Source organism: Bradyrhizobium lablabi (assembly GCF_900141755.1).
Classification (GTDB): domain Bacteria; phylum Pseudomonadota; class Alphaproteobacteria; order Rhizobiales; family Xanthobacteraceae; genus Bradyrhizobium; species Bradyrhizobium lablabi_A.
Window position 1 is genome coordinate 1063150 of sequence record NZ_LT670844.1, and the last position, 11803, is coordinate 1074952.

11 protein-coding genes are annotated in these 11803 nt (G+C 60.5%); 4 read left to right on the forward strand and 7 right to left on the reverse strand.

The features are described from left to right. Positions 1 to 122 precede the first annotated feature (122 nt). Positions 123 to 1013, reverse strand: a complete 891-nt coding sequence (locus B5526_RS05040) for an SDR family oxidoreductase (protein ID WP_079537208.1) — start codon at positions 1011 to 1013, stop codon at positions 123 to 125. Between the two features lie 77 nt (positions 1014 to 1090). Next, the gene (locus B5526_RS05045; protein ID WP_079544704.1) at positions 1091 to 1342 is read right to left on the reverse strand and encodes an alpha/beta fold hydrolase; all 252 of its coding nucleotides are present in this window, start codon (positions 1340 to 1342) and stop codon (positions 1091 to 1093) included. Here B5526_RS05045 and B5526_RS05050 point away from each other — a divergent pair. From B5526_RS05050 to B5526_RS05065, 4 genes are all read left to right on the forward strand, one after another. Next, a complete protein-coding gene (locus B5526_RS05050; protein ID WP_172841974.1) occupies positions 1342 to 1776 on the forward strand; it encodes an LLM class flavin-dependent oxidoreductase in 435 nt (144 codons plus the stop codon). The genes B5526_RS05045 and B5526_RS05050 overlap by 1 nt on opposite strands. After that, a complete protein-coding gene (locus tag B5526_RS05055) occupies positions 1776 to 3416 on the forward strand; it encodes a GMC family oxidoreductase (protein WP_079537210.1) in 1641 nt (546 codons plus the stop codon). Before B5526_RS05050 ends, B5526_RS05055 begins: the two co-directional genes overlap by 1 nt. A gap of 194 nt (positions 3417 to 3610) precedes the next feature. Beyond that, entirely contained in the window at positions 3611 to 4396 is a 786-nt protein-coding gene (locus B5526_RS05060) for a response regulator (RefSeq protein WP_079537211.1), read from the forward strand. Positions 4397 to 4523: 127 nt separating this feature from the next. Further along, positions 4524 to 4823: a hypothetical protein gene (locus tag B5526_RS05065; protein ID WP_079537212.1), complete on the forward strand. Its 300-nt coding sequence runs from the start codon at positions 4524 to 4526 to the stop codon at positions 4821 to 4823. 664 nt (positions 4824 to 5487) lie between these two features. On the opposite strand, the gene B5526_RS05070 is transcribed toward B5526_RS05065, so the two are convergent. The 5 genes from B5526_RS05070 to B5526_RS05090 form a co-directional block, all read right to left on the reverse strand. Next, positions 5488 to 7146 (reverse strand): alpha-keto acid decarboxylase family protein, encoded by a 1659-nt coding sequence (locus B5526_RS05070; RefSeq protein ID WP_079537213.1) that lies wholly within the window; start codon positions 7144 to 7146, stop codon positions 5488 to 5490. Positions 7147 to 7355: 209 nt separating this feature from the next. Continuing rightward, positions 7356 to 8573: an acyl-CoA dehydrogenase family protein gene (locus B5526_RS05075; protein WP_079537214.1), complete on the reverse strand. Its 1218-nt coding sequence runs from the start codon at positions 8571 to 8573 to the stop codon at positions 7356 to 7358. A 58-nt stretch (positions 8574 to 8631) separates the two neighbouring features. Then, complete coding sequence (gene phaZ / locus B5526_RS05080) at positions 8632 to 9546, reverse strand: poly(3-hydroxyalkanoate) depolymerase (RefSeq protein ID WP_079537215.1); 915 nt, start codon at positions 9544 to 9546, stop codon at positions 8632 to 8634. 61 nt (positions 9547 to 9607) lie between these two features. Further along, positions 9608 to 11311, reverse strand: a complete 1704-nt coding sequence (locus B5526_RS05085; RefSeq protein WP_079537216.1) for an alpha/beta fold hydrolase — start codon at positions 11309 to 11311, stop codon at positions 9608 to 9610. Beyond that, positions 11308 to 11760: a MaoC family dehydratase gene (locus B5526_RS05090; RefSeq protein WP_283807601.1), complete on the reverse strand. Its 453-nt coding sequence runs from the start codon at positions 11758 to 11760 to the stop codon at positions 11308 to 11310. The genes B5526_RS05085 and B5526_RS05090 overlap by 4 nt, the downstream gene beginning before the upstream one ends. Positions 11761 to 11803 lie beyond the last annotated feature (43 nt).

Here is an 11803-nt window from a genome sequence, read left to right on the forward strand (position 1 = left end):
CTATCAGGTGATGGGCGAAGGCCCGATCGAGGCATATGTCTGCCGGTCAGCTACCGATACTTTCGATGGAGACGCTCGCGGCCTACCTCGCCTTCGTCCAACAGTGAACCGGCGGTCTCGTGTCAGCGAGCAGCAGCCTTGCGCTGCGCGTTCAGGGATGGCGGGTTCAGGATCTCAGCGCTGCACAGCTGGGTGAACCGGTCGACGAAACGCTGCTCATCGGGTTCCGCGTAGATCGAAACCCACTCATCGGGCGTTGCGCGCGCCCGCGCCACAGCCAGCACATCCGCATCGTCTCCCACCAGCACGTGGAGAGGCCCCTCCTCGGTGGCCGCGCGGTAGATCGCTTCGGCCACGACGTCGGGCGACGTCCCGCCTTCCATCTGCGCCAAAAACAAGCGTGACGTCCGCGCCAGTCCCTGGCCGTAATCGGACACCTCGGGCACGGCCGGCTCGCGCTTACCCCAGATCGGAGTGAGGATCACGCCAGGTTGGATATTCGCGACACGGATGCCGAATGGCCTCACTTCCATGGCCAGCGTCTCGCTGAGGGTTGCGACGGCGGACTTCGTGGCGGCGTAGTAGCCGTGGCACGGGACCGTGATGCGCCCCGCTATCGATGTGACGTTGACGATCGCCCCAGCACGACGTTCGCGCAGGGAAGGCAGCACGGCCTGCATCATGCGCACGGCGCCGAAGACGTTGGTCTCGAACAGGGCGCGGATCTCCTCCATGGGCATCAGCTCCACCGCGGCGGACGAGGCGATGCCCGCGTTGTTCACCAGCACGTCCACGGGCCCCACCTGCGCCACGGCCTGCCGGACGGACTCGTCACGGTCCACATCGAGCGCGATCGGCGTGAGGGACAGTCCGTCGGCGACGGCGCGCTGCAACCCCTCGGACGCGGCGGGGTTACGCGCACCAGCGTAGACACGGAATCCACGTCGTGCGAACAGCAGCGCGGTTTCGAGCCCGATGCCCGTGCTCGTACCGGTAATCAATGCAGAAAGCATGTCCTTCCTTCCATGTGTGTTGCGGCATCGGATACTTCCGACCGATTGGCCAGCTCGCGGCTTTCCTCATTCGCCTGTCATTTGGCGAGAAATGCCCCCAGGCGACCAACGGCCTTGGGTGCCTCGAAGAACAGCAAATGCCCCGCCCCTTCGAATGTCTCGATCTCGCTCGTCGAAATAAGCGACGTCCAGACCTTTGCTTGTTCGACTGGTGTGACGCGATCCTTGGTCCCCCACAGGATCAGAGTCGGCACCCTAATCCACTTCAGCCACCGGCTAAGCTTCGGATCGTACTCTTTGTCCCAAATGATACGCGCGAGCGATGTCAATGCTTACGGAGCGCGCAAAAATATGCGTGTTCGGCACCCCTATAGCTCTCACATATCCGCATCGGTTGGCGGAAGAATATGCGATGCTCGATGTCATGTCGGGCGGTCGGCTTGAATGCGCGTTTCCGCTCGGGACCGGCATGGAATATTGGGTCAATCCGGTCAATCCGAGCTTTTCGCGTGAGCGGTTTCGCGAAGGCATGGATATCCTGATGCAGGCGTGGACCCAGCCCGGCCCCAGTCGCTACGACGGGGAGTTTTATCAATATAAATATCTCAACCCATTCCCGCTTCCGTACCAAAAGCCGCATCCGAAGATTTATGTCGTCGGTTCTGGAACAGAGGAAACAGTCAACTACGCCGCCGAGAAGGGCTACGGATACTCCCAGGTGGCGCAGGCATCGGCCGTTAGCAATGGTAAAGGCCAGATATAATGAGCAGTGCCAGGTTTGAATCTGATCCCGAGCAGAACGCTCACACGGCAGGATTTGCCGAACGGGTACGTGCCGACCAACAAAAACTCACGGCTGAACTAAAGCCGCACTATGACTTCATCGTCTGCGGATCTGGCTCATCTGGTTCGGTGGTAGCGCGCCGATTGGCCGAGAACGCAGACGTCAGCGTTCTCCTGCTGGAGGCCGGCGGCAGCGACGATATGCCAAGCGTCATAGAGGCAGGCCAATGGCCTCTGAACCTTGGCAGCGAACGTGACTGGGCTTTTAGGGCCCAGCCCAATCCACACCTTAACGGACGCTCCATTCCGCTGAATATGGGCAAGGTGCTTGGCGGTGGATCCAGCATCAACGTCATGGCCTGGGCGCGCGGGCACAAGAATGACTGGGATTTCTTCGCGGCTGAGGCTCGGGACGCCGCATGGAGCTACCAATCGGTACTGAACATCTATCGCCGCATCGAGGATTGGCATGGCGCGCCGGACCCAAAATATCGCGGGACGGGAGGACCGGTTTTTGTTCAGCCCGCGCCAGACCCCAATCCGGTGGCCCCTGCCATGGTCGAAGGCGCACGCTCGGTTGGCATTCCAACCTTCCAAAACCAGAACGGGCTGATGATGGAAGGTGATGGCGGTGCCTCCATCATGGACTTGCGAGTCCGCGACGGAATGCGGCAATCCGTATTCCGTTCCTATGTTTTCCCCTATATGGGCCGGCCCAACCTGACGGTGCTCTCTCACGCACTGGTCACCCGGATTGTCATGAGCGGTAAGCAAGCCAGCGGCGTGGAGATCGTCCATGACGGAAAGGTTCAACGCATCGCCGCCGAAGCGGAGGTCGTGCTATCGTTGGGCGCGATCCACACGCCAAAGGTGCTGATGCTGTCCGGAATTGGTGACCAAACCGAACTGCAACGACTGGGAATAGCTGTCGTGCAACACCTTCAAGGCGTCGGGGAAAACTTCCAGGACCATGTCGGCTTTGGGTGTGTTTGGGAGTATCCGGAGCCACTCGCTCCGCGCAACAACATGGCTGAAGCGACGTTCTTCTGGAAGAGCGATCCTAACCTCGATACCCCGGATCTGCACACCTGCCAGGGTGAAATGCCGATGTCCACTGCAGAGACGGCCACGCAATTCAGCCCACCGGCAGGTTCGTGGACATTGTTTGCAGGCCTCGCGCGGCCGAAGAGCCGAGGCCGCATCCGCCTGACGGGAGCCAATCCTGGTGACCCGATCGAGATCGAGGCCAGTACATTGGCGCACCCGGATGATATGAAGGCCGCGATAGCGTGCGTGGAGCTTTGCCGCGAAATCGGCAACTCAGGTCCACTGAGCCCTTTCGTGAAGCGGGAGGTGATGCCAGGCAATCTCAAAGGCGCTGCGCTCGAGAACTTCATCCGAGACGCCGCAAGCAGCTATTGGCATCAGACATGTACCGCCAAGATGGGACACGACGCGATGGCGGTGGTGGACGGCTCTCTCAAGGTCCATGGGATCGATAATCTTCGTATCGCTGACGGTTCGATCATGCCGCGCATCACAACGGGCAATACGATGGCGCCATGCGTCGTCATCGGCGAGCGTGCCGCAGAGATACTGAAGATTGCCCACGGCGCTTGAGTGTGAATCGGCGTGGCCTTTGACCCCCAATCGGCGCCCAAGGCTGCCCCCACCCCACGTGTCATAAGCGCAGCAACTCATTCCAGATTCTGGCGCCGCACGAGGGTCAATGTTGGACGCCGAAAGGGGTCAATATTCGGAGCCGAAACACAGCCACGCATAGCCAGAGTGATCTCAGCGCCGGACCTAATCTCATGAGCGATGCTCCGAAGCTGCCGAGACCGTTCGATAGACCGGACCGGGCAAAGAGCGACGAAAGTCGCGACCCTGGGTGCATCCTGGTTGTCGACGACGATCCCATGCTGAGGCAGATGGTCGTCAACTATCTCAATGAGAACAACATGCGCGCCGTCTCGGCCGCTGGGCGTCAGGAGATGGCGCGTCACTTCGCCGAAAGTGAGCCGAATCTGGTGATTCTCGATCTTCGTCTCGGCGAGGAGGACGGGCTCGACCTGCTGCGCGAGATCCGCTCGCACTCCGACGTCCCCGTAATCATCGCGACCGGTCAACGCTCCGACGAAATTGATCGGATCGTGGGCCTCGAGCTGGGTGCGGACTACTACATCGTAAAACCATTCAGTCTCAGAGAATTGTTTGCACGCATCCGCGCCGTATTGCGGCGACAGGAAATGGGGCGAGCTGTACGCGCTTGTGATCCGGAGCGCGGCGGATACAGATTCGATGGCTGGCGGCTTGATCGTCGCGGCCGAAGACTCGTAGACCGCAATGAGGCGCCGGTCCGGCTGAGCAAAGGTGAGTATGCCTTGTTGCTCGCCTTTCTCGAAGCACCGCAGCGGCCTCTCACGCGCGAGCACCTGTTGCAGGCGACGCGAATTCACGAAGATATCTTCGACCGAAGCATCGACGTCCAGGTCTTGCGGCTGCGGCGTAAACTGGAGATCGATCCGAGTTCGCCACGCGCAATCCAGACGGAGCGCGGCGTCGGCTACGTCTTCGCGCTGCCGGTCGAACCGTTTTGAACGAGCGGACTATCAATGATGAAAATATGGCGCCGCAACTGCAGTCGTAACTGAATTGTTCGAGGCAGAGATAATCCCGTAACCGATAGTCATCAGATTGGTCTCGTCACCAGTCTGGGAGAATCTCATGTTGTCGAAAAAGAAATCGTCGGTCTACCAGAACAAAAGCAGCAGCCAGCACTGCGCTCTGAGGGGTAGCGACGCGAACTTCGAGCTAATCGACAACAACCTCGCCGCGGATCAGAAATTCGCGCGGACTGGTCAACGTGTGTTCGGTTTCGGAAAGCTCGCTGCCGTGGCGAGGGACACAGTCATTTCCGAAATCCTCCGCAACGTCGCGACGCGGCTTGCATCCTATAAGGACCCTGAGGGTCTCAGGGTACTCGACGAATTGCCGCGCGACGCGCTGAGCAAGATCGGCACTTAGCAGACCTCGGTGTTTCGGCGTATGTCCGCTTCGCGCCAATAGCGGCCGTACGATCAGTTTTCCAGGCTAGGCGATAGCTTCACGTGCCCGCCCGAGGAATGAATACCCTAATAGTCCCCAGGCCGCTCGCCAGCGCCGCCTCGACCGTGCCCATGTCCCGCCCGCGGTAGAGTGCTTCGCCGGATGTCAATCGGCTTTCAAATTTTGGACGCCGATCCCCCGGCTCAGGGGGTCAAATATTGCAGGCCGAATGACATCCCGTGTTTCGTGCGCTTTCCTTGTGTACATGCCGCCGCCACTACCCCAGCGCAGCGTCTGAACGTATCGTTTCGCTCATTTCATCCAGACGTATCAGTCTTTCCCGATAGGGTTGTTGAGTCGACCTGCGCATTGTCCTTTTCGAGGCTTGCTCGGCGTTCACTCGCGTTACGGCCTGCACACTCGCGCTGTCACCAATTCGTGACACGCTAACCGAAGGCTTCAGCTATTTCGTCACCTCCATAGCTGCTCCGGCTGCTTCCGGCTGGAGCGTTTGCCGGGTGGGACTTGCACCCACTGGAAAGCGCCGCCTTGTCACGGCGCACACCCGAAGCCGACATTTGCATCATGCACAGATGGCGAAAGCAGAGCTGCTCTCGCCATTTGCTGTTGCGGTGTGTGCGAATTATGGTGTGCCGCCGTACATTTCCCTAAGTCGGCTGTGCGCGAAGGCAAGGGCCGGTGGCATGTCCATTTTGCCGCCGATGATCTCGATATACGCCCCGGTTTTGCTGGCGCGTGCAGCCTTCATCGCGTCATCGAGATCCCCGAGCGTGGTCACACGCGCCGTATACCAATCTGCGCATCCGAGCGCCTTGGGCAATTCGGCGTAGTTCCACGGCGCGAGGTCATTGTAAGTCCAGTCCGGGTTTTCTTCCAGCGCGCGCTCAATCAGATAACCGCCGTTGTTGAGTACGAATACGATGACGTTTGCTCCGAACCGCCCCATGGCGCCGATATCGTTCGCGGTCAGTTGATGAGATCCTTCGCCGGTAATCAGAACGGTACGCCTGCCGGGATCAGCAAGCGCGATACCGAACGCGGCAGGCGTCGCCCAGCCGATCGATCCCCACAGAACTTGTGCTTCTACCCTGAGGCCGTCCGGAAGTGTCGTTGGTGTCATGCCGAGGCTCGTGCTGCCGGTCTCGAGAACGACCGTGTCTCCCGCGCGCAGGAACGCTGCGTAACGGGGATACAGCGCGACCATTGTGATCTTGTCGGATGGGTTCCCCGTCACCGGCGCAAGTTCTTGCCGCGCTCCCCGGTATGGTGCCGATGACGGTTTGAGCTTGGCCAGCTCAGACAGAACGTCCGCAAGCCGGACACCGGCGATGACTTCGTCTCCGATCCTGACATCGCCGAGGCCGACGGTAATAAACCGGGACAGATCGAGCTGGGCGGAATAGGCCGCCGTGGTGATGTCATTAAAATTGACACCGCCCAGATCGAGGACGAGATCGGCGCCTTCGACGATTTGGCGCGTTTTCGGATCTGACACGGCGCCGGCATACATGCCGGCAAACTGCGGATGGCCCTCGTCGAGGACGCATTTTTCCATCAGCGTTGTGGCGAAAGGACAGCCCAGCGCTTCGATAGTTTTCTGTGCCTGCTTCTGCAAGCCGAGCCGCAAAATTGTGAAGGCCGGAAATGCGACGACGGATTTTGCTTTGTTGATGCGCTCTTCGATGATTGCCATCGCCTTCCGCAACGCCACCTCGTTTGATCGAGGCACGATTGGCTTCACGTCAGCCGACATGACTGGGGACAGAGCATAGTCTGACGGCACGGCGATATAGGCCGGCTGATTGTTGCGGCGCGCCTCCCCGATGACGCGTTCCATTTCGACAACGCAGTTCTCTGGATTGATGATGGCATGACAGCACGCGGCATCGGCGGACAGGTCGACGAAATTGCCGAAGACGCCGTCGCCGAGGGTGTGATGGGCAATCTTGTGTAAGCGCTGATGCTGATAGGAGGGCATTCCCACGATGTGAAAGACCAGTGATCGTTCGGCCTTGGCGCCCATCACGCCGTTCAAGGCCGATAGCTCGCCGACGCCATAGGTCGTCACCAACATCGCCGCGCCCCGGACACGCGCATAGCCGTCCGCCGCGTAAGACGCATTCAACTCGTTGGCACAGCCGATCCACTTCACCTTCGCGCTGCTATCGACCGCATCGCAGATCGGAAACACATAATCGCCGGCAACACCAAAGCAGTGGTTGATTCCCTCTGCCGAAAGGCGCTCGACGATATAATCGGCGACGCTGACCGCCTTCACCATTCCCGACCTTTCGGCCTGTCGAACTTGGTTAGTCATGGCATTCTCCTTTTCACCATTGTGCACCACAGCGTGAGATTCGATCCTTATATCCCTTCGTTTAGTGAGCCACGCCGCGTCGATGGACGAGCTAATCCGGAAAAGGTGTCGCCGAACCGTGAAAACTCCGACTAGCAGGTTTGGGCCCACGAGCGAGGCACCTGGGTGGGTGCTCAGACGAACGCGCTCAGCCCGGTGATGGCCTTGCCAACGATCAAGGTGTTCATCTCTCGTGTACCCTCATACGAGTAGATCGCTTCCGCATCGGCAACGAAGCGCCCGATATGATTCTCGAGCAAGATGCCGTTGCCGCCCAGCAGTTCCCGTGCATAGCCGACGGTCTCGCGGCACTTGACCGTACAGAACGCCTTTGCGAGCGAGGCGTGCTCGTCCTTCATCAACCCTTCGTCCTGCAACTGCGCTAGGCGCAGCATCATCGCCTGTGTGGCGGTGACATTGCCGAGCATCCGCACCAACAGATCCTGCACGAGCTGGAATCCTCCGATCGGCTTGCCGAATTGGAGTCGCTCGGTCGCGTAGCGCAGCGCGTGCTCATAGGCACCCATTTGACAGCCAACGGCAAACCACGCGACCCCGGTGCGGGTCATCCTGAGGACCTTTGCGGTATCCTTGAACGTATTGGCGTTCTGCAGCCGCTCGGTCTCGGGCACGCAGCAGTCCTTCAGCGTGATCAGCCCGTTTTGCACCACCCGCAATGCCATTTTGGTTCTGATCTTTTCGACCGAAAAGCCGGGACTGTCCTTGCCGACCACGAAGCCCTTCACCTGGTTAGTGGCCTCCTCCCGCGCCCAGATCACGTTGATGTCGGCAAAGGTAGAGTTGCCGATCCATTTCTTCTGGCCGTTGAGAACCCACGCGTCGCCCTCGCGCCGGCAGGTCGTCATCATTCCGCCTGATGTCGCCGAGCCTACCAGGGGTTCGGTCAGCCCGAACGAGCCGATCTTCTCGAAGCGCATCATGGCAGGCAGCCAACGCTGTTTCTGCTCCTCGTCGCCGCACAGGTAGATCGAGCCTGCCGAAAGTCCTGTATGCACGCCCCAGAAAGTCGCGACCGACGAATCGACGCGCGCCAGCTCCATCGCGACAAAACCGTTCAACAGCCAGCTGCCTCCGGCCGCGCCGTATCCTCCGTAGCCTACCCCGCCAATGCCAACCTCAGCCATTTTCGGGATGATCTCGAAGGGAAATTCATCGCGTGCCCAATATTCTTCGATGACCGGCGCCACCACGCCTTCCGTGAATGCACGCACGCGTGTGATCAGCGCCCGCTCCCTCTCATCAAGAACATTGGCGATCCTGTAGAAATCACCATCGATTGGCGGCGGCGAGTAAGCCGGCTTCTCGGCCAGCGCTGTTTGCAGGCTTGCCATCTGTTCCTCCCTTTTGACGCGCGCGTGGCTCCGTTTCTTCTTCGGCTCGGGCGCCGCATTACCGGCCCCGGCTCAGTGATGTGGGCCGCTTGATGCCGGAAGAAAACGCGTCCGCCGGCCGACCGCCCGCGAAAGCAGACAGGATCCTTGGCGGGGGTTCGTTTTCCTGGTTCGCCAGGAACTCTTCAATGAAGCGCGCGGTTTCCGCCGGCCGCGTCACCATGAAGAGGTGGCCGTCATCAATCATCCGAAGCTGCGCGTTCGGAATAAGACGCGCCAGGATACGGCCGTTGATCGGAGGAACCAGCGGGTCATCGCTTCCCATCAGGATGAGCGTCGGTTGCGGCAGCGACCAGAGCCACGGCAGGCTCGTCCATCCGGTCATGGCGAGAAGCTGATAAAAATACCCGAGATTGCGTGCACCCCGCATCGCGCTCGCGTGCGCACCGATCAATGAGGGATTTTTGCGAAAATCGCCGCCGTAGATTTCCGGAGCAACTTTGTTCATGTAGTTCTTGTCCGTGTAGCGCCGTGGCGTCGCCATTTTCCACAGCACCGAAGGACCCGCGGGCACCATGATCGCACCCGGCGAGGTCGCTGCCAGTACCAGCCGTCGGCACAATTTCGGATATTGATGCGCGAATTGCTGCGCGACGCCGCCGCCCCAGGAGACGCCGGCCACATCGATCTCGCTGTGTCCGAGCGCGGCAACCAGACCAGCGGCAAGCCGCGCCAGCGTCGATGGCCGGTATGGAAGGGACGGCACGGGAGAGCCACCGACCCCGGGCGCGTCGAAGATGATCGCCGTCGTATCGGTGAGCGCTTCAAGGAAGGGTTTTGCCAGCTCCCAATTCGCGCCAATTCCGTTGAACAGGAGCAGCGGAGGCCGATTGCCAGCACCATGCCTGATCGCGACCTGGAGCGATTGACCGCCGATCAGAATTTGCCGCGCCTCGATGTCGCCTGGCTTCATGGCTGCCGCAACCGCTTCTCGGGGACCGGTTGATCCCTCATTCGTTCCACTGGTGGGGCTTTCAGTCAAAGACGTAAGTCCCCGGGGCTTCCGCAAGAACGGGATGGCGTTCGCTACCAAGCGATGCAGGCGCGTCGACCTCTTCACCGGAGCGCGCCTGGAGCCAGTCGCGCCAATCGAGCCACCAGCTTCCCTTCCGCTTCTCGGCGGCGGCGAGGAAAGCATCGGGCCCCGCCGGATTGACGGGTCCGATCACGAAGGACGCTTTCGGATTGGCCGGTGGATTGAGCAGGCTCTGCAGATGGCCGCTGTTCGACAGCACGAAGGTGGTACCTTCGCCCAGGATCTGAGCCGTCTTGTGAACACCCTTCCACGGCGTGATGTGGTCGGTCACCCCGGCGATGACATAGCTGTCCGCGGCGACCTTGCTCATGTCGACGGGTTTTTCGTTCAGCGTGAGCTTGCGGGGATTGACGAACGGATTGGTGAAATAGAGATCGAGGTAGTCGCCGTGCAGGCGAGCCGGAAGGCGGGTGGTATCGGCGTTCCAGTAAAGAATATCGAATGCCGGCGGCTGGTTGCCGAGCAGATAGTTGTTGACCCAATAATTCCAGATCAGGTCATTGGGCCGCATCCAGGCAAACATCCGTGCCAGATCGTGGCCATCGACAATCCCACGCAGACGGGATGACTCCTTGGCCGCGCGCATCGTCTCAGGCGTGATCAGGCAGCCGAAGGCACTCTCGTCAGCCGTATTGGGATCGAGCAGGCATACCGCCAGCACCATGTTCTTGATCTTCCCCGCCACGCCGCCAAGCGTGGAAAAATATGCCGTCGACGTGATGCCGCCGGAACAGGAGCCCATCATGGAGATATCGTCGCTGCCGGTGATTTCGCGTGCGACGTCGACGGCTCCGTCGAGCGCAGCCACGTAGCTGTCCAGGCCCCAATCGCGATCCGCCGCAGTCGGGTTGCGCCAGCTTACGCAGAAGGCTTGAATTCCGCTCTCGAGCAGGAAGCGGACCATGCTTTTGTCGGGGGAAAGGTCGAGGGCGTAATATTTGTTGATCTGCGGCGGCGTGACGACCAACGGCCGTTTCCAGACCTTGGCCGTCGTCGGCGCATAATGGATAAGCTCAAGCAGTTCGTTGCGGAACACGACCGCGCCCGGCGTGGTCGCGAGGTTCTCGCCGACCTTGAAGGCGCTGGCGTCCACCATCGACGGCATGCCGCGATTCTTGATGAGATCATCGAAATAGTTCTTTAGCCCCAGCCACAGGCTTTGGCCGCCAGTATCGACGAACTTGCGCACCGCCGCCGGATTGGTGAGTAGCGCATTGGTCGGCGCCACCGCATCGATCAGGATTTCCGTGATCAGATGCGCGCGCGCCTTGTCGACGTCGCTGAGGCTCGTCTTGTCGACGAGGCCGCTGACCGCCTCACCCCAGGCAAGGTAAGCCTTGAGCAATCCGCTGTGCAGCCCGCTCTCCTTCCATGTCGGATCGGAAAACCGCCTGTCGCCGGCCTTCGGTGCGCGCTCGGACTTGCCGCCGACGATGGCTCCTAGTTCGCCCAGGAATGACAGCCACTGCTCGGCCGCGACCTTCGGCTCGTTGATCATCGCCTTGACGAGGACGCCTGCGCTGTCGGCCAGATCCTGGCCCGTGATGCCGACAAGGGGGTTGAGCGCCAGCGTATTCCTGGAGGCTTGCTCCGATATGCCATCCGATGACGGAACCTCGATGCGACCTTCTGTGCCGGTCATGTTTTTGCTCCCGCCGCGGGAATCAGGAGCGCAAGCGTTTCGGCAATCAAAGCAGGTTTTTCCGATCCCTCGACTTCCAGCGTGTTGAGGGTCTTCATGACGACCTGCCCACCCTCCCTGAGTTCGACGCCGGCCAGCGCAACGCGCAGCCGAACGCGTGCACCGGCGGGCACCGGGGCAAGAAAACGAACCTTGTCGATTCCGTAATTCAGGCCTGCGGCGGCATCCTTGGGGATGACGCCGATCTGCATGGCAAGCGGCGCGACCATGGCAAGCGTCAGGTAGCCGTGCGCGATCGGGCCGCGAAAAGGGCTCTCCCGCTTCGCGCGCTCAACATCGACGTGGATCCACTGATGATCGCCTGTGCAGGACGCAAATGTATCGATGCGTGCCTGGTCGATGGCTACCCAGTCGGAGACACCAAGCTCCTGCCCGATCCGTCCGTCCAAGCCGGCAAGTGTAAGTTCACTCACGTTGTGCCTCCTGAAACTC

Excerpts from the sequence above, each read along its gene's own strand:
- B5526_RS05040 (WP_079537208.1), bottom strand. The coding sequence starts at position 1,013 with ATGCTTTCTGCATTGATTACCGGTACGAGCACGGGCATCGGGCTCGAA.
- B5526_RS05050 (WP_172841974.1), top strand. The coding sequence starts at position 1,342 with ATGCTTACGGAGCGCGCAAAAATATGCGTGTTCGGCACCCCTATAGCT.
- B5526_RS05055 (WP_079537210.1), top strand. The coding sequence starts at position 1,776 with ATGAGCAGTGCCAGGTTTGAATCTGATCCCGAGCAGAACGCTCACACG.
- B5526_RS05060 (WP_079537211.1), top strand. The coding sequence starts at position 3,611 with ATGAGCGATGCTCCGAAGCTGCCGAGACCGTTCGATAGACCGGACCGG.
- B5526_RS05065 (WP_079537212.1), top strand. The coding sequence starts at position 4,524 with ATGTTGTCGAAAAAGAAATCGTCGGTCTACCAGAACAAAAGCAGCAGC.
- B5526_RS05070 (WP_079537213.1), bottom strand. The coding sequence starts at position 7,146 with ATGGTGAAGGCGGTCAGCGTCGCCGATTATATCGTCGAGCGCCTTTCG.
- B5526_RS05075 (WP_079537214.1), bottom strand. The coding sequence starts at position 8,573 with ATGGCAAGCCTGCAAACAGCGCTGGCCGAGAAGCCGGCTTACTCGCCG.
- phaZ (WP_079537215.1), bottom strand. The coding sequence starts at position 9,546 with ATGAAGCCAGGCGACATCGAGGCGCGGCAAATTCTGATCGGCGGTCAA.
- B5526_RS05085 (WP_079537216.1), bottom strand. The coding sequence starts at position 11,311 with ATGACCGGCACAGAAGGTCGCATCGAGGTTCCGTCATCGGATGGCATA.